This window comes from Microbacterium profundi, assembly GCF_000763375.1.
GTDB lineage: Bacteria > Actinomycetota > Actinomycetes > Actinomycetales > Microbacteriaceae > Microbacterium > Microbacterium profundi.
Genome location: NZ_JPSY01000003.1, coordinates 364,272 through 385,164 on the forward strand (window position 1 = coordinate 364,272; position 20,893 = coordinate 385,164).

At 65.8% G+C, this 20,893-nt stretch carries 19 protein-coding genes; 5 read left to right on the forward strand and 14 right to left on the reverse strand.

What is annotated here, in order from left to right; genetic code table 11:
• Nucleotides 1–18 precede the first annotated feature (18 nt).
• Entirely contained in the window at nt 19–705 is a 687-nt protein-coding gene (locus tag JF52_RS0114490) for a trimeric intracellular cation channel family protein (RefSeq protein WP_033107263.1), read from the forward strand.
• A 7-nt stretch (nt 706–712) separates the two neighbouring features.
• On the opposite strand, the gene leuA is transcribed toward JF52_RS0114490, so the two are convergent.
• From leuA to JF52_RS0114530, 8 genes are all read right to left on the reverse strand, one after another.
• Complete coding sequence (gene leuA / locus JF52_RS0114495; RefSeq protein WP_033107264.1) at nt 713–2,467, reverse strand: 2-isopropylmalate synthase; 1,755 nt, start codon at nt 2,465–2,467, stop codon at nt 713–715.
• Nucleotides 2,468–2,885: 418 nt separating this feature from the next.
• Nucleotides 2,886–3,599, reverse strand: a complete 714-nt coding sequence (locus tag JF52_RS0114500) for a zinc-binding dehydrogenase (RefSeq protein ID WP_327036969.1) — start codon at nt 3,597–3,599, stop codon at nt 2,886–2,888.
• Nucleotides 3,600–3,626: 27 nt separating this feature from the next.
• A complete protein-coding gene (locus tag JF52_RS0114505; protein WP_235272450.1) occupies nt 3,627–4,634 on the reverse strand; it encodes a Fic family protein in 1,008 nt (335 codons plus the stop codon).
• A 366-nt stretch (nt 4,635–5,000) separates the two neighbouring features.
• Nucleotides 5,001–5,897, reverse strand: coding sequence for a GTPase Era (era, locus tag JF52_RS0114510; RefSeq protein WP_033107266.1), 897 nt, complete (start codon nt 5,895–5,897; stop codon nt 5,001–5,003).
• Nucleotides 5,894–7,183 carry a hemolysin family protein gene (locus JF52_RS0114515; protein WP_033107267.1) on the reverse strand — a complete coding sequence of 430 codons (1,290 nt, stop codon included), beginning with the start codon at nt 7,181–7,183 and terminating at the stop codon, nt 5,894–5,896. The genes era and JF52_RS0114515 overlap by 4 nt, the downstream gene beginning before the upstream one ends.
• A complete protein-coding gene (gene ybeY, locus JF52_RS0114520) occupies nt 7,180–7,641 on the reverse strand; it encodes an rRNA maturation RNase YbeY (protein WP_033107268.1) in 462 nt (153 codons plus the stop codon). The genes JF52_RS0114515 and ybeY overlap by 4 nt, the downstream gene beginning before the upstream one ends.
• Nucleotides 7,635–8,681: a PhoH family protein gene (locus JF52_RS0114525; protein ID WP_084595888.1), complete on the reverse strand. Its 1,047-nt coding sequence runs from the start codon at nt 8,679–8,681 to the stop codon at nt 7,635–7,637. The genes ybeY and JF52_RS0114525 overlap by 7 nt, the downstream gene beginning before the upstream one ends.
• Before the next feature lie 49 nt (nt 8,682–8,730).
• A complete protein-coding gene (locus tag JF52_RS0114530; RefSeq protein ID WP_033107270.1) occupies nt 8,731–9,078 on the reverse strand; it encodes an HIT domain-containing protein in 348 nt (115 codons plus the stop codon).
• A 341-nt stretch (nt 9,079–9,419) separates the two neighbouring features.
• Here JF52_RS0114530 and JF52_RS0114535 point away from each other — a divergent pair, with 341 nt between their 5' ends.
• Nucleotides 9,420–9,728 carry a GIY-YIG nuclease family protein gene (locus JF52_RS0114535; protein WP_033107271.1) on the forward strand — a complete coding sequence of 103 codons (309 nt, stop codon included), beginning with the start codon at nt 9,420–9,422 and terminating at the stop codon, nt 9,726–9,728.
• A gap of 161 nt (nt 9,729–9,889) precedes the next feature.
• Here JF52_RS0114535 and JF52_RS0114540 read toward each other — a convergent pair whose 3' ends face one another.
• From JF52_RS0114540 to lepA, 6 genes are all read right to left on the reverse strand, one after another.
• On the reverse strand, nt 9,890–10,618 hold the full coding sequence (locus JF52_RS0114540) for a 16S rRNA (uracil(1498)-N(3))-methyltransferase (protein ID WP_033107272.1): 729 nt from the start codon (nt 10,616–10,618) through the stop codon (nt 9,890–9,892).
• 26 nt (nt 10,619–10,644) lie between these two features.
• Entirely contained in the window at nt 10,645–11,760 is a 1,116-nt protein-coding gene (gene dnaJ / locus JF52_RS0114545; protein WP_033107273.1) for a molecular chaperone DnaJ, read from the reverse strand.
• Between the two features lie 41 nt (nt 11,761–11,801).
• On the reverse strand, nt 11,802–12,836 hold the full coding sequence (gene hrcA, locus JF52_RS0114550) for a heat-inducible transcriptional repressor HrcA (protein WP_033107274.1): 1,035 nt from the start codon (nt 12,834–12,836) through the stop codon (nt 11,802–11,804).
• A gap of 99 nt (nt 12,837–12,935) precedes the next feature.
• Nucleotides 12,936–14,153, reverse strand: a complete 1,218-nt coding sequence (gene hemW / locus JF52_RS0114555) for a radical SAM family heme chaperone HemW (protein WP_033107275.1) — start codon at nt 14,151–14,153, stop codon at nt 12,936–12,938.
• A gap of 40 nt (nt 14,154–14,193) precedes the next feature.
• Nucleotides 14,194–14,844 (reverse strand): DUF1990 family protein, encoded by a 651-nt coding sequence (locus JF52_RS0114560; RefSeq protein WP_033107276.1) that lies wholly within the window; start codon nt 14,842–14,844, stop codon nt 14,194–14,196.
• Nucleotides 14,845–14,904: 60 nt separating this feature from the next.
• A complete protein-coding gene (gene lepA, locus JF52_RS0114565; RefSeq protein WP_033107277.1) occupies nt 14,905–16,791 on the reverse strand; it encodes a translation elongation factor 4 in 1,887 nt (628 codons plus the stop codon).
• 173 nt (nt 16,792–16,964) lie between these two features.
• Between lepA and JF52_RS0114570 the strand changes: the two genes are divergently transcribed.
• From JF52_RS0114570 to JF52_RS0114580, 3 genes are read left to right on the forward strand one after another with little or no spacing between them, the layout of a single operon-like run.
• The gene (locus JF52_RS0114570; protein ID WP_033107278.1) at nt 16,965–17,948 is read left to right on the forward strand and encodes an ABC transporter permease; all 984 of its coding nucleotides are present in this window, start codon (nt 16,965–16,967) and stop codon (nt 17,946–17,948) included.
• Nucleotides 17,949–17,950: 2 nt separating this feature from the next.
• The gene (locus JF52_RS0114575; protein WP_234001208.1) at nt 17,951–18,880 is read left to right on the forward strand and encodes an ABC transporter permease; all 930 of its coding nucleotides are present in this window, start codon (nt 17,951–17,953) and stop codon (nt 18,878–18,880) included.
• Complete coding sequence (locus JF52_RS0114580; protein ID WP_033107279.1) at nt 18,877–20,805, forward strand: ABC transporter ATP-binding protein; 1,929 nt, start codon at nt 18,877–18,879, stop codon at nt 20,803–20,805. The genes JF52_RS0114575 and JF52_RS0114580 overlap by 4 nt, the downstream gene beginning before the upstream one ends.
• Nucleotides 20,806–20,893 lie beyond the last annotated feature (88 nt).

Below are 20,893 nucleotides of genomic sequence, written 5' to 3' on the forward strand. Positions count from 1 at the left end.
CCACGACACAATGGTCGTGTGACCGAACCGCTCTTCACCATTCCGCTCTGGGCGGACCTTCTCGGCGTCGGCCTCGGCGGCATCCAGGGCGCGATGTTCGCCTCGGGGTTCCGGGGCCAGCGCCGACTCGACCTGCTCGGGGTTGCGATCATCGGCATCCTGATCGGGATGGGCGGAGGTCTCATCCGTGATCTGCTGCTGGGGCAGCCACCGGCGACGCTGCAGAACAACTGGTATCTCATCGCCGCCGGTGGTGCTGCCATCATCGGCATGCTGCTTGCCGGTCTCCTGAACCGGGCGAACGCCGTCATCGTGGGTCTCGATGCCGTCGTCATCGGAATGTTCGGTGCTTTTGGCACCAGCAAGGCAATCGGTCTGGGTGTTCCGCCCGTGCCTGCGGTCTTCATCGGCGTATGCGCCGCTGTAGGCGGCAGCATCCTGCGCGACGTCATCATGGGGCTGCCCGTCGCGATCATGCACGTCGGCTCGCTCTACGCCGTCGCCGCCCTTCTCGGATGCAGTGTGATCGTCACGGTGCACGCCTTCGGCGTGAGCATCACGATCGCCGGCGTCATCGGGCTGGTCGTGACGGCGGTGATCCGCGTGCTGGCCGTGATCTTCGACGTGTCGCTCCCGGAACAGCGCCGCCTCTACCGCCGCAAGGTGGCGGCAGAGACCGGCGCCATCCCGATCGTGAAGCCCTAGGGTCGCTCTAGGCGGTCGCGAGTTCCGGCTGGCGGGTGCGGATCGAGCGGTTCACGCCCGACACGATCGCCTTGAGGCTCGCCGTGGAGATGTCGCCGTCCACTCCGACGCCCCACAGTCGCTGGTCGCCCACCTGGAGCTCGACGTAGGCAGCGGCCTGCGCGTCGCCGCCTGAGCTGAGAGCGTGCTCGACGTAGTCGTAGACCGTGATGTCGAACCCCTGCGCGCGCAGCACCTCGACGAACGCGGCGACCGGCCCGTTGCCCTCGCCCGAGACGGCGTACTGCCGCTCCTCGTCGCGGAGGGTCACATCGAGCACCACCTCGCCAGACATGTCGCTGCGCGTCTGCGTCGCGAGCAGCTCGAAGCGGCCCCACTTCGCGTCGGCGTCGTCGGACGGCAGGTACTCGTCGTTGAAGATCGACCAGATCTGATCGCTCGTGACCTCGCCGCCCTCGGCGTCCGTCTTGGACTGCACGACGCCGGAGAACTCGATCTGGAGCTTGCGCGGCAGGTCGATCGCGTGATCGGTCTTGAGCAGATACGCGATGCCCCCCTTGCCGGACTGCGAGTTCACCCGGATGACGGCCTCATAGGAGCGGCCCAGATCCTTCGGGTCGATCGGCAGGTACGGTACGGCCCACTCGATCTCGTCGACCGTCTTGCCTGCGGCCGCAGCCTCGGCGGCCATCGCCTCGAAGCCCTTCTTGATCGCGTCCTGATGCGAGCCGCTGAAGGCGGTGAAGACCAGGTCGCCGGCCCACGGGCTGCGCTCCGGCACCGGCAGCTGGTTGCAGTACTCGACCGTGCGCTTGACCTGGTCGATGTCGCTGAAGTCGATCTGCGGGTCGATGCCCTGCGTGAACAGGTTGATGCCCAGCGCGACGAGGTCGACATTGCCGGTGCGCTCGCCGTTGCCGAACAGGCAGCCCTCGATGCGGTCGGCACCGGCCATGTACCCGAGCTCGGCCGCGGCGATCGCCGTACCACGGTCGTTGTGAGGGTGCAGCGACAAGATGATGTTCTCGCGGTGGGCGAGACGGCGGCTCATCCACTCGATCGAGTCGGCGTAGACGTTCGGCGATGCCATCTCGACCGTGGCGGGCAGGTTGATGATGACCTTGCGCTCCGGCGTCGGCTCGAACACCTCGATCACCTGGTTGCAGATGTCGAGGGCGAACTCGAGCTCGGTGCCGGTGTAGCTCTCCGGCGAGTACTCGTAGTACACCTGCGTCTCGGGGACGCGCTTCTCATACTCGCGGCACAACCGTGCGCCCTCGAGTGCGATGTCGATGATGCCCTGCTTGTCGGTGCGGAACACGACGTCGCGCTGCAGGATGCTGGTGGAGTTGTACAGGTGCACGATGGCCTGCTTCGCACCGGCGATCGACTCGTAGGTGCGCTCGATCAGGTGCTCACGCGCCTGGGTCAGCACCTGGATCGTGACGTCATCGGGAATGAGATCCTCTTCGATGAGCTGCCGCACGAAATCGAAGTCGGTCTGGCTCGCCGACGGGAACCCGACCTCGATCTCCTTGTAGCCCATGTCGACGAGCAATTGGAACATGACGCGCTTGCGCTCTGGTGACATCGGGTCGATGAGCGCCTGGTTGCCGTCACGCAGATCGACCGCGCACCAGCGGGGTGCTTCGGTGATGCGCTTGGACGGCCAGGTGCGATCGGGAAGATCGACGGTGATCAGCTCGTGGAACGGCCGGTACTTGTGGATCGGCATCGTGGACGGGCGCTGGGAGTTCTGCATGATGGGCTTCTTCTCTTCGTCAAAATGATCGGGCCAACACAAGCGCCGCGACGAGGAAGGCCCTAGTTTGAGGACTCGTCGCGGCAGCTAAGAAGAAGCAGACCAGCGAAATGCATGACGCCATGCTAGCAGGCGAGAGGGGAATATCCGCACCGGCGGATGAGCGAATCTCTCAGGAGGCGACGGTGATGAGATCAAGACCGGGAAAGCGCGAGAATCCCCGGTCTGCCGTGAGGAGCGGGATGCCGCGAGACACCACGTGAGCGCGGCGTTCACCGCCCTTCATCGACTGAAACGAACGAGTCCAGCCCCCAGTTCTGCTCGTACGATCATCGACGCGGAGTACTCCTCGTGTTGAGAAGCCTCAACCGCGCCTTCACTTCTGTGACTGAATGTTCGACATCGTCTCTGAGCGGGATCACACGCATGCGCGCACGATTGTGCACAGGCACCACGGCGCCGGTCTCCGCCTAAAAGCGATCGGGTTCGCGGCATGTCCCTCGGCAAGGAACCTGGTCGCCTCCAGCGCCCGCGACAGCGGATACGTGCGAGACACCGGTACTTCCAGCATTCCGCGCCCGGCGAGATCTACGAGCTCACCGCGGATGCTATCGCGAAAACCGGAACTGTCCGGTGCCGAGCCGACGATCCAACGCAATCCTTCCGCGCGGGCGCGACCCGCCGCTGCGATCGTGACGATGCGCTCCCGGTCGGCGACGAGCTCCAGCGACACGTCGATCGCTTCGTCGGTGCCCACGGCATCCAGCGCTGCGGCGAACTCACCGCCGGCAGCATCACGCGCACGGTCGGCGAGTCCTTCGCCATACATGATCGGGGTGCCCCCGAATCGGCGCACCTCGTCGAATCGGGACTCACTTGCGGTACCGATGACGTGAATGCCGCGGTGCGCGGCCTGCTGCAGCACGCTGACGCCGACGGCCCCTGATGCGCCGTGCAGCAGAATAGTCTCGCCGGCCGCCGCGTGGGTGACGGCGAGCATCTCGGTCGCGGTGGTGCCGGCGAGCAGGAGGTTTGCCGCGGCCGCATGCGTGAGTGCGGCCGGCTTCGCGAAGGCCTTCTCGGCGGGGATCGTGATCTCCGTGGCGTAGCCGCCGCTGACGCGGAAGGCCACGACCTCGTCGCCTATCTGCGCAGGCCATCACTGTTCCCGATTCTTCCTGCGTAGGACACCCACGTGCTCGGCGTCCGGGACTGGCGGTCCCGATCTTGGTCGGCGGTTCTCGGTGTCACCAGCCCCGACGCGATTGCCGCGTTCTGTCAGCGCCACAAGCGCCAGATGCCGATCGGCCGTCCAGCAGACGAGCTTGCCCTTGTGATCGGTGCTGCGTCCGAGGATCCCGGCATCAGCGAGCTCCGTCAGTGCTTTGTGCACGGCTGCGATCGAGACCTCATGACGCACCGCGGCGGTGGTCACGGTGAGCACAGGGTTCGAGGCAAGGTCATCGACGATGCGCAGCACGACGGCCCCCTTTCGCGGCGCGGCCGGCGAAATCCCACGTGTCGTTCGAAAGTCGATCAACGTGCGCATCGTCTCCTGTTGCAATCTCTCGATATCCCCGTACAACTGGATCGCATTCTCGGCTGCCTGTACAGCAGCCGCTGAAAATCCGACGATCCAGTCGTCGAGGCGCTGAGGTTTCGAACGAAACGCGCCAAGGCCTGAAATATAGGCGTTCGTGTCACCGGCGAACACGGTACTGATCGGCACCAAGATGTTTCGCAATGCATCGCTGCGGCGCAGCACCGTGTGAATCAGCGCGCGTCCGGTGCGCCCGTTCCCATCGACGAACGGGTGGATCGTCTCGAACTGCGCATGTGCGATCGCGGCCCTGACAACCGCATTTCCTTCAGTCGAGGTGAGAAAACGCGCAAGGTCGTCGACAAGTCGAGGAACCTCCGATTCAGGAGGAGGCACGAAGTCCGCACGGAGCGGACTCCATCCCGCGCCCCCCACCCAGTTCTGCTCGCGTCGCAGTCCTGGCTCCAACGACGGTTCGATGACATGCTGCAGTCGCTCTATGTCCACGACTGTGATCGGTTGGCGTCGATCCGACAGGATCGCTATCGCATCTTCAGTGGCGCGAACGTTGGCCACGACTTCGAGCGCGATGCGCGAACCTTGCCGCAACAGCTCGGCGACAGCCAACCGCTTCGGTGTGATGCGGTTGCCCTCGATCCACGACGAGGAGATGCTTTCTGAGCGGATCAAGAGGTGGTTCAGGTATCCACCTTGCGCCGAGATACGCTCATCGGCTCGCGCAAGAACGGCGAGAGCATCCTCTGCCGCCTCTCGAGCCTCGGGTCCGAGTTCGGGAAGAGCGCTGCCGAGTTCGTCGGGCACATACGCGAGATAACGACCGGGAGCACGATCACGTCGGCTGAGCTGTCCGTGTTCCGCGGACTGCCACAGTCTTTCGACGAACGTGCCCACATCAGCTCCAGCCATTTGAAATCCGTATAAATCAACTTTACGGTATTTAAAGTTGATTTAACGGTTGATTCGGCCAGCTTGTCAGAAACCCAGGCGTCCCAGCTGCTTCGGGTCGCGCTGCCATTCTTTCGCGACCTTCACATGCAGTGCGAGGAAGACCCGCGTGCCGAGCAGGTCTTCGATGCCGACACGTGCCCGCTTTCCGACATCCGCCAGTCGCTTGCCCTTGTGTCCGATGATGATCGCCTTCTGGCTGTCGCGCTCGACGACGATCTGCGCGTGCACGTCGGTGAGGTCGCTGTTCTCGCGCGGCGCCACGTCATCGATGACGACCGCGATCGAGTGCGGCAACTCGTCGCGCACACCCTCCAGAGCGGCCTCGCGGATCATCTCCGCGATCCGGTCCTCCTGCGACTCGTCGGTCGTGATCCCCTCCGGGTACAGCGCCGGCCCCTTCGGCATCATCGACAGCATCTCATCGGTGAGCACGTCGAGCTGCTCACGTGTGAGCGCGGACAGCGGAATGACGGCTGCCCAGTCCTCCCGCAGGGCATCGACCTCGATGAGCCGCTCGGTGATCTGCTTGTGGTCGGCGATATCGGTCTTCGTGACGATCGCGACCTTCTTCGCCCGCGCGTAGCCGTCCAACGACGCCGCGATGCGACGGTCGCCGGGCCCGACCTTCTCGGTCGCCGGCACGCAGAAACCGATCACATCGACGTCGCCGAGCACCTGCTCCACGAGATCGTTGAGGCGCTCGCCGAGCAGGGTGCGAGGCTTGTGGATCCCGGGGGTGTCGACGATCACGAGCTGACCGCCAGGGCGGTTCAGGATGCCGCGGATCGCGCGCCTGGTCGTCTGCGGCTTCTCGCTGGTGATGGCGATCTTCTCGCCGACCAGAGCGTTCGTCAGAGTGGACTTTCCGACGTTGGGACGCCCGACGAAGGTCGCGAATCCGCTGCGGAAGGTGTCAGTCATCGTGTGTCTCCATCGTGCGTCTCTTCACCGGCGCCGGCGGCGCGTTCCACGAACACCGTGGCGATGCCCCTGCCCCGGCCGCGCGACGCGCCGCCGGTCAGTGTCAGTCCGTCGATCGTGGCGGTCACGCCGGGCTGAGGGATCTGGTCCACGGCCTTGCCGAGCAGACCGCCGATCGAATCCACGTCCTCGTCCTCGAGTTCGATGCCGAACAGGTCGCCGACGTCGTCCAGCGACAATCGGGCGCTGACGCGGTAGCGGCCCTCGCCCATCTCCACCACCTCGGCGGCGGCATGGTCGTACTCGTCGGAGATCTCGCCCACGAGCTCTTCGATCAGGTCTTCCAAGGTGACGAGTCCGGAGATGCCGCCATGCTCGTCGATCACGAGGCACACGTGCACGGCATCGCGTTTCATCTGCTGCAACAGCGTCTCGGCGCGCATCGATTCCGGCACGAACGTGGCCGGCCTCGCGATCGGGCGGATGGATGCTGCGCGCCACGCACTGTCGTCGCGATACGCGAACTGCACCAGGTCCTTGAGGTAGAGCACGCCGACGACGTCGTCCGCGTCATCATCGACAACCGGCATCCGCGATACGCCGCGTTGCAGGAACAGGGCCATCGCCTCGCTGTTCGTGGCCTCGGCATCGACCGTCACCATCTCGGTGCGCGGCACCATGACGGCGCGCACGAACTGGTCGGTGAAATCGAACACGGAGTGGATGAGGTCGCGGTCGTCCTCTTCGATGAGATCGTTCGAGGCCGCCTCGTCGACCATGCTGAGGAGCTGGTCCTCATTCGCGAACGAGCTGCGTCCTGTTCCAGGGGTGACCTTGTTGCCCAGCACGACCAGGCCCTGGGCGATCGGACCGAGGATGAGGCGCAGTCCGCGGACGATCGATGCCGTGCCGCGGATCATGCCCTCCGAGCGCTGTCGTCCGAACGTGCGCGGACTCGCGCCGACCAGGACGAAGGTGATGCCCGTCATGAGGATCGCCGCGGCGAGCATGGCCCACCAGAGGTTCTCGAACATGATCGTGAACGCGACGGTGACGAGCACCGCGGCGGTCACCTCCACGAGGACGCGGATGAACGCGATGGCGTTGACGTGGGCGTCCAGATCGTCGGCGATGCGGGAGAGGGCTTGCGCCCTGCGTCCCTCGGACGCCATCTCGGCGAGATCACCGCGCGAGGTGACGCTGTACGCGGCGTCGATGGCTGCCATCAGGCCGCCGAACGCCACCAGCAGAACGGCGGCGACAAGGAGGAGGATCTCCTCGGTCATCGGCCGCGTTCGGCGCGTGCGAATCCCTGGATCAGCTCCTTCTGCAGCCCGAACATCTCACGCTCCTCTTCGGGTTCGGCATGGTCGTATCCGAGCAGGTGCAGCAGCCCGTGCGTGGTGAGGAGGATGAGCTCGTCCATCAGAGAGTGACCGGCGGCCTGAGCCTGGGCCTCTGCGACCTGCGGGCAGAGCACGATGTCGCCGAGAAGGCCCGCAGGCGTCGGGCGGTCTTCCGTGCCCGGTCGCAGCTCGTCCATCGGGAAACTGAGCACGTCGGTCGGGCCCGGCTCGTCCATCCACTGCACGTGGAGAGCTTCCATCGCGCCCTCGTCGACGAGCACGATAGCGACCTCGGCATCGGCGCTGACATGCAGCTGAGCGAGATTGAAGTCGGTGAGCCGCTGGAGCACCGTCTCGTCGACGTCGATGGCCGACTCGTTGTTGATCTCGATCATGATGAGTGTCCTCGTTTCGGCGAACGGTCCCTCGGCCCTGGGCGCAGCCCACCGCGACGTTCCGTCCGAGCATCCGGTCCCTGAGCCTGTCGAAGGGCGTGCGCCTGCTCGCGTTCCACCCGCTGTGCGGTGCGCTGCTCGTCGTACTCGCTGTAGGCGTCGACGATCCTGCCGACCAGGGAATGACGCACGACATCGGCGCTGGTGAGCCGGGAGAAGTGGATGTCCTCGATGTCGTCCAGCACGCGGGTGACGAGGCGAAGGCCCGAAGCCCCCTGTGGCAGGTCGACCTGGGTGATGTCTCCGGTGACGACCATCTTCGTGCCGAATCCGAGACGGGTCAGGAACATCTTCATCTGCTCCGGCGTGGTGTTCTGCGCCTCGTCGAGCACGACGAAGGAGTCGTTGAGCGTTCGTCCGCGCATGTACGCGAGGGGTGCCACCTCGATCGTGCCCGTGGCCATCAGGCGCGGGACGACGTCGGGATCCATCATCTCATTGAGGGCGTCGTAGAGCGGGCGCAGATACGGGTCGATCTTGTCGTTCAACGTGCCGGGAAGGAACCCGAGTCGCTCCCCCGCCTCCACGGCGGGACGAGTGAGGATGATGCGCGTGACCTCTTTGCGCTGGAGGGCCTGCACGGCCTTCGCCATCGCGAGGTACGTCTTGCCGGTTCCGGCGGGGCCGATGCCGAAGACGATCGTGTTCTCCTCGATCGCGTCGACGTACTCCTTCTGCCCCATGGTCTTCGGCCGGATCACGCGGCCCCTGGTCGACAGGATCGCTTCGCCGAGAACCTCGCTGGGCCTGGGACCGCCTTCCTGGCGGAGCATGCGCGCGGAACTCTCGACGTCGCTGGGAGCGAGGTCGTAGCCTTCTCTTGTCATCGTGAGCAGTTCCTCCACGAGGTTCTTGGCCGCGGCGACGGGTTCCCGGTCGCCGGTGAGGGTGATCTCATTGCCGCGGACGAGCACCTGCACGTCCGGATGCTGCTTCTCGAGCATCTTCAGCAGGCGGTCCTGGGGCCCGAGCAGCCTCACCATGGCGATGCCGTCGACGTAGATCTTCTCGACGGTCGGGGTCGAGTCGGGGTCAGGCAACGAGGCTCTTCTCCGTCAGCCCGCCGGCGAGGATGTGGGCGTGGACATGGAACACGGTCTGCCCGGCGTTCGCGCCGGTGTTGAACACGAGTCGGAAGTCGCCGTCGGCGTGATCGCCGGCGAGCTCACCGGCGAAGGCGATGAGTTCCGCGAGCAGTTCAGGATCGCCCGCGGCGAGTTCGACGACATCGCGGTACTGGTCGGTCTTCGGGATCACGAGCAGGTGCACAGGCGCCTGTGGCGAGATGTCGCGGATCGCGAACAGCTTTCCCGTGGACGCGATGATCTCACCGGGAACGTCACCGTTGAGGATTCGGGTGAAGATCGAGGGTTCCGTCATGCCTCTCAGTCTACGTGGCGCGGCCCCTCGGGCGGATGGAATCCGCGCGGGGCTGGGGGGGATCCCTGTTCGCGGGTCGTCGAGCGAGCGAAGCGAGACGAAACCGCTCTCCCCGCGGGTCGTTGAGCGAGCGAAGCGAGACGAAACGGGGTGAGCGAGCGTCAGCGAGTCGAAGCCGTACTCCCACACAGGGTGTTGCACGACGCTGCACTCCCCCGCGGGTCGTTGAGCGAGCGAAGCGAGACGAAACGGCTTGAGCGAGGAGCGCAGCGACGAGTCGAAGGCGCCTACTTATCCACAACCCGCTGACGGGGCTTCGACGCCGTCGTTATGGTGCCGTCATGGCACATGCATACATGCTCCGATGCTGCGATGGCACGCTGTATATCGGCAGCACAATCGACTTGGATCAGCGGCTGAAGCAGCACGAAGCCGGAATGGGCGCCGAGTACACCAAGCGCCGGCTCCCGGTGAGCCTCTTCTGGTGCGGCGAGTTCGACGGCATCGATGAGGCGTTCGCATGGGAGAAGCGACTCCAAGGGTGGAGCCATGCCAAGCGCGTCGCGTTCGCAGAAGGCGGACTCGACGCCGTCATCGGATGGCAGGCGCGTCAACGACGTGAGAAGAAGCGTTCGGCTTCGACTCGCTGACGCTCGCTCACCCCGTTTCGTCTCGCTTCGCTCGCTCAACGACCCGAGAAAATGCCACCGGCGGAGCGAAGCACCGTCCGGCGGAGCGAAGCACCGTCCGGCGGAGCGAAGCACCGTCCGCGGAGCGAAGCAGCGTCCGGCGGAGCGAAGCAGCGTCCGCGCTACCAGCGGCCGAGAGTTGCGGAGAGCACGGCGATCGCCGCAGGACCCGCGGTCGAGGTGCGCAGCACGGTGTCGCCGAGGCGTACGCGCTCGGCGCCGGCGGCCTCGAACTTCTCGAGCTCGTCCGGCGCGATGCCGCCCTCGGGGCCGACGATCAGCATCAGGTCACGATCGTCGGGCTCGACGGCTGACAGCCGCAAGGTCGCGGTCGGATCGAGCACCAGCATCCGCTGTCCGTCCGCGTGCGCGATGAGTTGCCCGGTCGAAAGCGGTGCCGACACCTCCGGCACCCACGCCCGATGGGCCTGCTTCGACGCCTCGCGGACGATCGCCGTCCACCGCTCGCGGCCCTTGACCGCCTTCGCGCCCTCCCACCGGGAGATGCTCCGAGACGCCTGCCAGGGCACGACCTCGTCGACGCCCAACTCGCACGCCGCCTGCACCGCGAGCTCGTCGCGGTCGCCCTTGGCGAGAGCCTGCACGAGAACCAGCCGTTTCGCCGGTGCCTCGATCGCCGCACGCCCGGCGATGCGAACATCCACGCGCGACGCGGAGACATCCGTCACCTCGCCGTCCAGCCATATGCCGGTGCCATCGCCGATCGTCACCGATTCGCCGACCCGCAGCCGGCGTACGACCGCGGCATGCTTCGCCTCGGCACCGGTCAGCGACACGATGTCTCCGGTGCTCGCCGAGCCCGAGTCCTCCACGAGGAAGTGCAGCGCCATAGGGCCTCCAGATCAGTGGCGGAAGTTCAGTGCCTGAACCTGTCACGCAGCTTCGAGAACAGTCCCTGCTGGAACTGCGCGAGCTGTGGACCCGGTGCCTTCTGCTTCTTCGCGAAGTCCTCGATGAGCGAACGCTGCGACGAATCGAGCTTCGTCGGAGTCACCACCTGCACACCCACCCGAAGGTCGCCGCGCTGCGTGCCGCGCAGCGGCGTGATGCCGCGGCCCTTGATCGTGAGCACATCTCCCGACTGCACGCCGGGGCGGATCTCGAGGTCGACCTTGCCGTCCAGAGCGTCGATCGCGGTCTCGGTGCCGAGGATCGCATCAGACATCGACACCTCGAGCGTCGCGAGCAGGTCATCGCCGTCGCGACTGAACGACGCGTGCGGAGAGACCGTGACCTCGACGTACAGATCACCGTTCGGGCCGCCGGCCTTGCCGACCTCACCCGAGCCCGGAAGCTGCAGGCGCAGCCCGGTCTCGACACCAGAGGGGATGTCGAGGGAGACGGTGCGACGAGAGCGCACGCGGCCCTGGCCTGCGCACGTGCCGCACGGGTGCGGGATCGTCGTGCCGTAGCCCTCGCAGGTGCCGCACGGCTGAGACGTCACGACATTGCCGAGCAGACTGCGCACCTGACGCTGCACGTGCCCAGAGCCGCCGCAGATGTCGCAGGTCACCGGCGACGTGCCCGCCTGCGTGCACGAGCCCTGGCAGGTCTCGCAGAGCACGGCGGTATCGACCTCGATGTCACGGTGCGCGCCGAAGACGACGTCGCCGAGGTCGAGCGTGACGCGCACAAGCGCGTCCTGCCCGCGTTCGCGACGTGAACGCGGACGGCCGCCTCGGCCACCGCCCTGCGCGGCTCCGAAGAACGTCTCGAAGATGTCGCCGAAACCTCCGAACCCGCCGAAGTCCCCGCTGCTGGCGCCGTCTCCGCCGCCCATGTCGTACCGGCGACGCGAATCGTCATCGCTGAGCACGTCGTAGGCGTGGGTCACGCTCTTGAAGCGCTCTGCCGCGTCGTCCCCAGGATTCACATCCGGGTGCAGCTGTCGAGCGAGCTTCCGATACGCCTTCTTGATCTCGTCCGTCGTCGCGTCACGCGACACTCCGAGAACCTCATAGTGGTCCGCCACAATCACCTTTCTGCATGTGCAAACTGTGGGAGCGATCCGCCTCAGCGGCTCGACTCGTCTTCATCGAGCATGCGCGACAGATAGCGGGCCACAGCCCGCGCCGCCGCAAGATTGCTCGGATAGTCCATTCGCGTCGGCCCCATGACGCCGACGCGCGCCGTGCCGCCATGCGTGAGGTAATTGCTCGCCACGATCGACGCCTCCGGCAGGCCGAAGGGCTCGTTCTCCGCGCCGATGCTCGCGGCGAGGCCGTGCTCGTCGGTCACCATCTCGCTCATCAGGCGCAGAAGTGTCACCTGCTCCTCGATCGCGGCGAGAAGGGGATGGATGCTGCCGCGGAAGTCCTGCTCGCGCCGGGCCAGAGTCGCCGCTCCTGCCATCACCAGTCGCTCCTGACGGAACTCCGCCAGCTCTTCGCCGATGATGCCGCCCAGTACTCGCACCGCCGCATCCGTTCGTGCGCTCTCCTGTGCCCCGATGAGCATCTGCACGCGCTCGGATGCCTCACGCACGGACTGTCCGGTGAGCAACGCGGACAGCCTCGCGCGCAGCACCGCGACATCCGCATCGTCCAGATCGATCGGCAATCCGGCGATGCGCTGCGACACGCCGCCCGCGTCCGTCACGAGAACCACGAGCAGGCGGTTGGGGGCGAGCGCGACCAGTTCGATATGCGTGAGGTTCGCGCGTGCGAACGACGGATACTGCGCGAGTGCGACCTGACCGGTGAGCTGCGTCAGCACCCGCACCGTGCGAGCCATCAGATCGTCGAGATCGGCAGGGTCTGTGAGGAAGGACTCGATCGCGCTGCGCTGCGCCGTCGAGAGCGGGCGCAGCTGCGCGAGGTGGTTGACGAAGACACGATAGCCCTTGTCGGTGGGGACACGGCCGGACGAGGTGTGCGGCGCAGTGATCAGCTCTTCGTCCTCGAGCTGCGCCATGTCGTTGCGGATCGTCGCCGCCGAGACGCCGAAGGAATGCCGGTCGACGATGGACTTGCTGCCGACGGGCTCATGCGATTCGACGTAGTCCTGCACGATGGCTCGAAGAACCTGCAGACCTCGTTCACTGACCACGTCGCCCCCTTCCCGTCTGGCACTCGAATACTAGGAGTGCCAATTCTACCCCGCTCGGGCTGAGAGCCGGCGAGGCACCTCGGGCATGAGGAGTCGTGCTCACCCGGTGAGGTCACGCACGACGGCATCGGCGAGCAGCCGCCCGCGCAGCGTCAGACGCACGCGCCCGCGCAGCGCTGCGGCGCCGTCGATCAGGCCGTCGGCGATGAGTCCGGCGACCCGATCGCGATTGGCCTCCGGGATGTCGGCGATCGCGAGGCCCTCCGCCAGCCTGCTCTCCAACAGCACGCGCTCCAGAAGGTGCGCCTTGGCGTCGGGTCGCTCCGTGCCTGCGGCGGGCGATTCGGATGCCGCGAGCCGTTGCGCGTACGCGGCGGGATGCTTCACGTTCCACCAGCGAAGACCCGCGACGTGACTGTGCGCCCCAGGACCGAACCCCCACCAGTCGCTCCCCCGCCAGTACGCCAGGTTGTGACGCGAGCGCTGCTCGTCGCTGCGCGCCCAGTTGCTCAGTTCGTACCAGTCGAACCCAGCGGCGGCGAGTCGCTGATCGGCGAGTTCGTACATGTCGGCCTGCAGGTCATCGTCCGGTCTGGGCACCTCTCCGCGGCGGATCTGACGTGCGAGCTTCGTGCCGTCCTCGATGATCAGCGCGTACGCCGAGATGTGGTCCGACTCCAGCGCGAGCGCCGCATCCAGAGACGCCTCCCAGTCTCCGAGCGTCTCGCCCGGGGCGCCGTAGATGAGATCGACGCTGACGGCGAGTCCGGCATCCTTGGCCGCCTCGACTGCTGTTCGCACGTTCTCCGGCTGGTGCGTGCGATCGAGCGCTGCGAGAACGTGCGGCACGGCCGACTGCATCCCGACCGACAGCCTCGTGACCCCGGCATCCGCGAGCGTTCGCGCGACCTCGGGCGTCACTGTGTCGGGGTTCGCCTCGACGGTGACCTCGGCACCCTCTGTCATGCCGAACGCATCGACGGCGGCGCCCAGCATCCGCGCCAGATCGCCAGGCGGGAGCAGCGTCGGCGTCCCTCCGCCGAAGAACACGGTGTCCATCGGGCGCAGCGCACCGGCCTCGGAGAGCACGCGGTGTGCGAGCGAGATCTCCGCGGAGAGCGTGTCAGCGTACTCATCCTGGCGCGCACCCCGCAGTTCGCCCGATGTGTAGGTGTTGAAATCGCAGTAGCCGCAGCGCACGCGGCAGAACGGTACGTGCAGGTACGCCGAGAACGGCGTCGCGGCGTCGATGGGAAGGGCGGAGGGAAGGCGGCCGTCCGAGGGCGCCGGATCACCCAGCGGCAGGGGGCCGCCCATCAGAGGCCGGCCATCAGGTGCGCGCCATCGGCTTCACGAATCACAGCGGCGTCGCGTAGAGCGGCGAGATCGCCCGGAGATAGCGCGCGAAGAGCTCTTTGCGGCGGCGTTTCACGAGCGTGCGGAACATCCGATACAGCAGGGCGTTCGGCGCGTCGAACGCTCGCACGGTGAACCAGACCTCGTCGTCGTCGCGCCACTCGATCTCGAAGAGCTCTTCGCCGCTGACGACGGACCCGCCGACGGTCCCGAGCACGAAGCCGATCCTGCGGCGCTCTTCGGTGACCGAGATCACGCGAAGCTCGGCGTCAGCACGCATGCCTGCCACACGTCCGCGCAGGTGCAGAGTCATCCCCGGTCCGACGAACGGAACGCCGTCGGCGTCGAAGCGCTGTTCGACCTCACGCGTACTCGGCGCGATCGGGTTGCCGTCCGCGTCGAAGCTGACGCCGGAATAGGCAGGACCGGCAGCGGGGCGCACATCCTCGATGCTGAGTCCGGCCGCTCGCTGCGCCGTCCACGACAGCAGAGCCTCACCGGCGGATCGGAAACGATCCTCGCCGCTGCCGAGCCGCCATGAGTTCTCGGCCGGCACGCTGCGCTCCGGCGGATAGTGCATCAGATCAGGGGCATGAGTAGCCCCGACGGCGGCATAGTCCACCGTGTCGTCTCGGAAAGTCCCGCGCCGCATGAGTTCCAGCCTACTTCGGGTTACCTGAACAGACACCCCCGCACCGCGGGAGAGCATTCGCTACTTCTTCTCCTTGCTGTCGACGTCGCCGCTCAGTGCCGCGATGAACGCCTCCTGAGGGACCTCGACGCGGCCGACCATCTTCATCCGCTTCTTGCCCTCCTTCTGCTTCTCGAGCAGCTTGCGCTTACGGCTGATGTCACCGCCGTAGCACTTGGCGAGCACGTCCTTCCGCAGGGCTCGGATCGTCTCGCGTGCGATGATCCTGGCGCCGATGGCCGCCTGGATCGGCACTTCGAAGTTCTGACGCGGGATCAGCTTGCGCAGTCGCTCCGCCATCAGGGTGCCGTAGGCGTATGCCTTGTCGCGGTGCACGATAGCGCTGAATGCGTCGACCTTGTCGCCCTGCAGCAGGACGTCGACCTTGACCAGATCGGCATCCTGCTGACCTGAGGGCTCGTAGTCGAGGCTCGCGTAGCCCTGGGTCTTCGACTTCAGCTGATCGAAGAAGTCGAACACGATCTCGCCGAGCGGCATGTTGTACCGCAGCTCGACGCGCTCCTCGGAGAAGTACTCCATGCCCAGCAGCGAACCACGGCGCGACTGGCACAGCTCCATGACCGTGCCGACGTAGTCCTTGGGCAGCAGGATCGCTGCCTTCACCATCGGCTCGGCGACCGAAGCCACCCTGCCGTCCGGATACTCGCTCGGGTTGGTCACCGTGACCTTCTCACCCGTGTCCGTGGTGACCTCGTAGATCACGCTCGGTGCGGTGGTGATGAGGTCCAGGTCGAACTCCCGCGTGAGTCGCTCCGTGATGATCTCGAGGTGCAGCAGACCGAGGAACCCGCAGCGGAAGCCGAAGCCGAGCGCGACAGAGGTCTCCGGCTCGTACACGAGGGACGCGTCGGACAGCTTCAGCTTGTCGAGCGCCTCGCGAAGCTCGGAATAGTCGCTGCCGTCGATCGGGTACAGCCCTGAATAGACCATCGGTTTGGGGTCGGTGTAGCCCGGCAGCGCCTTGGTCGCTCCGCCACGACTGGTCGTGACGGTGTCTCCGACCTTCGACTGGCGGACGTCCTTCACTCCGGTGATGAGATAGCCGACCTCGCCGACGCCGAGCCCCTCGGAGGGAATCGGCTCAGGGCTGGAGACCCCGATCTCGAGAAGCTCGTGGTTCGCGCGTGTCGACATCATCTGGATGCGCTCGCGCGGCGACAGGCTTCCGTCGATCATGCGCACGTAGGTCACGACGCCGCGATAGGAGTCGTAGACGGAATCGAAGATCATGGCCCGCGCCGGAGCATCCGCGTCGCCCTTCGGCGCCGGGATGTCCCGCACGATGCGGTCGAGCAGCTCTTCGACACCGACGCCCGTCTTGCCGGACACGCGAAGCACGTCTTCCGGCCTGCCGCCGATGAGATCGGCGAGCTCCTTGGCGAACTTGTCGGGATCCGCGGCCGGAAGATCGATCTTGTTGAGCACGGGGATGATGTGCAGGTCGTTCTCGAGAGCGAGATACAGGTTCGCGAGTGTCTGCGCCTCGATGCCCTGCGCCGCGTCGACGAGCAGGATCGCGCCCTCGCACGCTGCCAGCGAGCGAGACACCTCATAGGTGAAGTCGACGTGGCCAGGAGTGTCGATCATGTTCAGCGCGTAGGTGGTCGCTGACCCTTCGACAGGCTCAGGGATCGCAGCATCCGAAATGGATGCCCACGGCATCCGCACCGCCTGGCTCTTGATCGTGATGCCTCGTTCGCGCTCGATGTCCATGCGGTCGAGATACTGAGCGCGCATGTCGCGGTCGGAGACGGCGCCGGTGATCTGGAGCATGCGGTCGGCGAGCGTCGACTTGCCGTGGTCGATGTGGGCGATGATGCAGAAGTTGCGGATCTGCGAAGGCGGCGTCGCGGAAGGCGACAGCGGAGTGAGAGCGCGTGGGGACATGTTCCGACGATTCTACGTTCAGGGGGTCGTAATCCCCGATTCGACTTGACGGGTGATAGTCTCCCGAGGTTGCCTTGGTTCAGATCCGTGAGACTGAGTGCCACGGGCGATCCTCCCGATTCAGCGCCGCATCGGACGATCCCGAGCGCGTTGTAAAAGAGAAAGACAAAACCTTGATCAAGTATCTCCTCCGCCGTACCCTCGGCTGGTTGTTGATGATCGTGGTAGCGACCAACATCACGTACTTCCTGGCTTGGGGCTTCCTCAACCCGCGGAACAACTACGTCGGCCGCCGCCCACCGCTCAGCGAAGAGCAGATCTCCAACCTTCTCCTCCCCCGCAATCTGGACTCCAACGTCCCGATCTGGGAGCGGTGGTGGAACTGGTTCAGCGGGGTGATCTTCCGCTGGGACTGGGGCGTGAGCCCGACCGGCGGCTCCGTCAACGAGCAGGTCGCATATCGCATGTGGATCAGCGCGGAGCTCGTGCTCGGCGCGACGATCATCATGACCGTCCTCGGCATCGCACTCGGCGTCTACACGGCGTCACGGCAGTACAAGCTCGCCGACCGCATCGGCCAGGCGACCTCGATCATCACGATGAACATCAACGTCATCGTCGCAGCCCTCGGCCTCGTGCTCCTCGCGATCGCGTTCAACGACTGGCTCGGCGTCCGCGTGTTCTACGTGACCGGCTCCTCGAGCAAGGGCGTGGAGGGGTTCTTCCCCGTACTAATAGACGCCTTGCAGCACCTCGCGCTCCCGACCATCGGACTCGTGATCGTCGGCTACGCCGGCACGCACTTCCTTCAGCGCTCGCTGCTGCTCGACAACATCAATGCCGACTACGTGCGCACCGCCCGTGCGAAGGGGCTCACCAAGCCGCAGGCGATCCGCAAGCACGCGCTGCGCACATCCCTCATCCCCGTCGCAACGCAGGTCGCGTTCAGCATCCCCGCCGTGTTCACCGGCGCTGTGCTCACCGAGACGATCTTCGCCTGGAACGGTATGGGCAAGTACTTCATCGAGACCATCGTGAAGAGCGACATCCACGGCGTGGTCGCCACCGCGGCCTTCGCCGGACTCCTGACCGCGCTCGGGGCGATCCTCTCCGACGTCGTGGTCGTCGTTCTCGACCCGCGAGTGAGGGTGAACTGACCATGAGCGAAATGATCGACCCCACCGTCGCTGCCCCCGCGGGCCCAGTGCTGCCCGAGCAGTCGGACACCAAGGCGCTGTCGAAATGGACGCTGTACACGCGGCGTTTCATGCGCAACAAGCCCGCCGTCGGCGGCATCGTGATCTTCCTCCTGCTGGTGCTGTTCGCGATCATCGGGCCATTGATCGCGAAGTACGACCACATCGAACTCGACTTCCTGAACCTGGGCACGCCGCCGTCCGCCGAGCACTGGTTCGGTACCACTCCGTCGGGCAACGACACGTTCGCCCAGGTCGCGATCGGCCTGCAGCGCTCGCTGATGATCGCCGTGACCGTGTCGGTGGGCACGACGATCATCTCGGCACTGGTCGGCACCGCAGCGGCGTACTTCGGCGGCTGGACCGAGAAGATCACCCTCACCGTCATCCACTTCATGATGGTGATCCCGAGCTTCCTCATCCTCTCGCTGCTGTCGAACCGCTCCGGCGGTGACTGGCGCGTGATCGCGCTGATCATGATCTTCGTCGTCGGCTGGTACTTCCCCGCTCGCGTGATCTGGACGACTGCTCTCTCGCTGCGTGAGCGCGAGTACATCCACGCCGCGCGCTACATGGGCGTGCGCGGCATGACGATCGTGGTCCGTCACCTGCTGCCGAACATCGGCTCGCTGCTCGTGATCAACTTCACCCTCGGCATCGTCGGCGCCGTCATGGCCGAGACCGGTCTGTCGTTCATCGGCTTCGGCGTCAAGATCCCCGATGTGTCGCTGGGCTCCCTGATCGGCTCCGGCGCCAACACCATCACCAGCGCGCCGTGGCTCTTCTACTTCCCCGCAGCGGCGCTGACGTTGCTCACCGTGTCCATGGCGCTCGTCGCCGACGGTCTGCGTGACGCTCTCGATCCCACCTCGGCAGCAGGAGGCCGCGCATGAGCACTGTTCTCTCCGTCCGTGATCTCACGGTCAGCTTCCCGTCCGAAGCCGGACGCGTCGACGCCGTCCGTGGCGTCTCATTCGACCTCGAAGCCGGCAAGACCCTCGGCATCGTGGGCGAGTCCGGCTCTGGCAAGTCCGTCACCTCGCTCGCGATCATGGGTCTTCTCGACGAGAACGCCCGCGTCTCGGGCTCGATCATCTACGACGGCCAGGAACTGCTGGGCAAGTCGGACAAGCAGATGTCGGTCATCCGCGGCAACGGCATCGCGATGATCTTCCAGGATCCGCTCACCTCGCTCACCCCGGTCTTCACTGTCGGCGACCAGCTGATCGAGGCGCTCACCGTGCACCGCAGCATGTCGAAGCAGGAGGCGTGGGATCGCTCGATCGAGCTGCTGCGTGTCGTCGGCATCACGCAGCCGGAGAAGCGCATGAAGGGATTCCCTCATGAGTTCTCCGGCGGCATGCGCCAGCGCGTCGTCATCGCGATCGCGATGGCCAACAACCCGAAGCTGATCATCGCGGATGAGCCCACCACGGCTCTGGACGTGACGATCCAGGCGCAGATCCTCGACCTCATCGAGAAGGCTCAGGCCGAGACCGGTGCCGCGACGATCATGATCACCCACGACATGGGTGTCGTCGCCCGACTGGCCGACGACGTCATGGTCATGTATGCGGGCAAGCCGATCGAGCACGCCCCTGTCGGCGAGCTCTTCCACAACACGCGGATGCCGTATTCGATCGGTCTGCTCGGCGCGATCCCCCGTGTCGACAAGGCCGAGAAGGAGCCGCTGACCCCGATCAAGGGCAATCCGCCGCTCCTGATCAACCTCCCGGATGCCTGCCCGTTCGCCGACCGCTGCCCCATCGTGATGGACGCGTGCCGTCAGCGCGAGCCCGACCTGGTCGACGTGCCGTCGCTCACGGCCGTGCCCCATCAGGCCGCATGCATCCGCGCGCACGAGATCGATGAGAACGGCATGATCGGCGGCCTGCCCGTCTACCCGGTGCCTGAGATCCCGGAGAGCGACCTGACCCGCACTCCGCGCGAGCAGCGTCCGATCACCCTCGACGTGCGCAACCTGAACAAGGTGTTCCCCCTCATGAAGGGTGCGTTCTTCAAGCGCAAGGTCGGCGAGGTGCACGCGGTCAAGAACGTGAGCTTCGACGTCCGCGAGGGCGAGACGATGGCCATCGTCGGCGAGTCCGGCAGCGGCAAGACGACGACGCTGCTGCAGATCATGGATCTGGTCAAGCAGCACGACGGCGACATCATCATCAACGGCACGAGCGTCAACGACATCACCAGTCACTCGATCGAGCGCAAGATCCGTCGCGACATCCAGATCGTCTTCCAGGACCCTATGGGTGCGCTCGACCCTCGTATGACCGTGGCCGACGTGAGCGCCGAGCCGCTGCGCGCCATCGGCACGCCGAAGGACGTGGCGCAGCGTCGGGTCAGGGAGCTGATGGACCTGGTCGGACTCAATCCCGCCCACATCGATCGTTTCCCCGGTGCTTTCTCCGGCGGGCAGCGTCAGAGGATCGGCATCGCACGTGCGCTGTCGACAAACCCGAAGATCATCGTCCTCGATGAGCCCGTGTCTGCCCTCGACGTGTCGATCCAGGCCGGAGTGATCAACCTGCTCGACGAGCTGAAGGTCAAACTCGGCGTGTCGTACCTTTTCGTCGCGCACGATCTCTCCGTGGTTCGTCACATCGCCGACCGTGTCGCCGTCATGTACCTCGGCGATTTCGTGGAGCACGGCGATGTCGACGACATCTTCGAGAACCCGCAGCATCCGTACACCAAGGCGCTTCTCTCGGCGATCCCGGTGCCGGATCCGGACATCGAACGCACCCGCGAGCGGCTCGCGTTCAACCCGGAGACCATGCAGGCCGAGGCCTCGACGGTCTGATCGTGTTCCGGTCGGTAACGGCTGGTCACCGTCCGATAACAGTTACTCGGTATTCACTGCGACCACGCGAATTCGGCGATCGTCCGAA

Excerpts from the sequence above, each read along its gene's own strand:
- leuA (WP_033107264.1), bottom strand. The coding sequence starts at position 2,467 with ATGCAGAACTCCCAGCGCCCGTCCACGATGCCGATCCACAAGTACCGG.
- era (WP_033107266.1), bottom strand. The coding sequence starts at position 5,897 with ATGACTGACACCTTCCGCAGCGGATTCGCGACCTTCGTCGGGCGTCCC.
- JF52_RS0114515 (WP_033107267.1), bottom strand. The coding sequence starts at position 7,183 with ATGACCGAGGAGATCCTCCTCCTTGTCGCCGCCGTTCTGCTGGTGGCG.
- JF52_RS0114525 (WP_084595888.1), bottom strand. The coding sequence starts at position 8,681 with ATGGTGAGGCTGCTCGGGCCCCAGGACCGCCTGCTGAAGATGCTCGAG.
- JF52_RS0114530 (WP_033107270.1), bottom strand. The coding sequence starts at position 9,078 with ATGACGGAACCCTCGATCTTCACCCGAATCCTCAACGGTGACGTTCCC.
- JF52_RS0114535 (WP_033107271.1), top strand. The coding sequence starts at position 9,420 with ATGGCACATGCATACATGCTCCGATGCTGCGATGGCACGCTGTATATC.
- JF52_RS0114540 (WP_033107272.1), bottom strand. The coding sequence starts at position 10,618 with ATGGCGCTGCACTTCCTCGTGGAGGACTCGGGCTCGGCGAGCACCGGA.
- hemW (WP_033107275.1), bottom strand. The coding sequence starts at position 14,153 with ATGGGCGGCCCCCTGCCGCTGGGTGATCCGGCGCCCTCGGACGGCCGC.
- JF52_RS0114560 (WP_033107276.1), bottom strand. The coding sequence starts at position 14,844 with ATGCGGCGCGGGACTTTCCGAGACGACACGGTGGACTATGCCGCCGTC.
- lepA (WP_033107277.1), bottom strand. The coding sequence starts at position 16,791 with ATGTCCCCACGCGCTCTCACTCCGCTGTCGCCTTCCGCGACGCCGCCT.
- JF52_RS0114575 (WP_234001208.1), top strand. The coding sequence starts at position 17,951 with ATGAGCGAAATGATCGACCCCACCGTCGCTGCCCCCGCGGGCCCAGTG.
- JF52_RS0114580 (WP_033107279.1), top strand. The coding sequence starts at position 18,877 with ATGAGCACTGTTCTCTCCGTCCGTGATCTCACGGTCAGCTTCCCGTCC.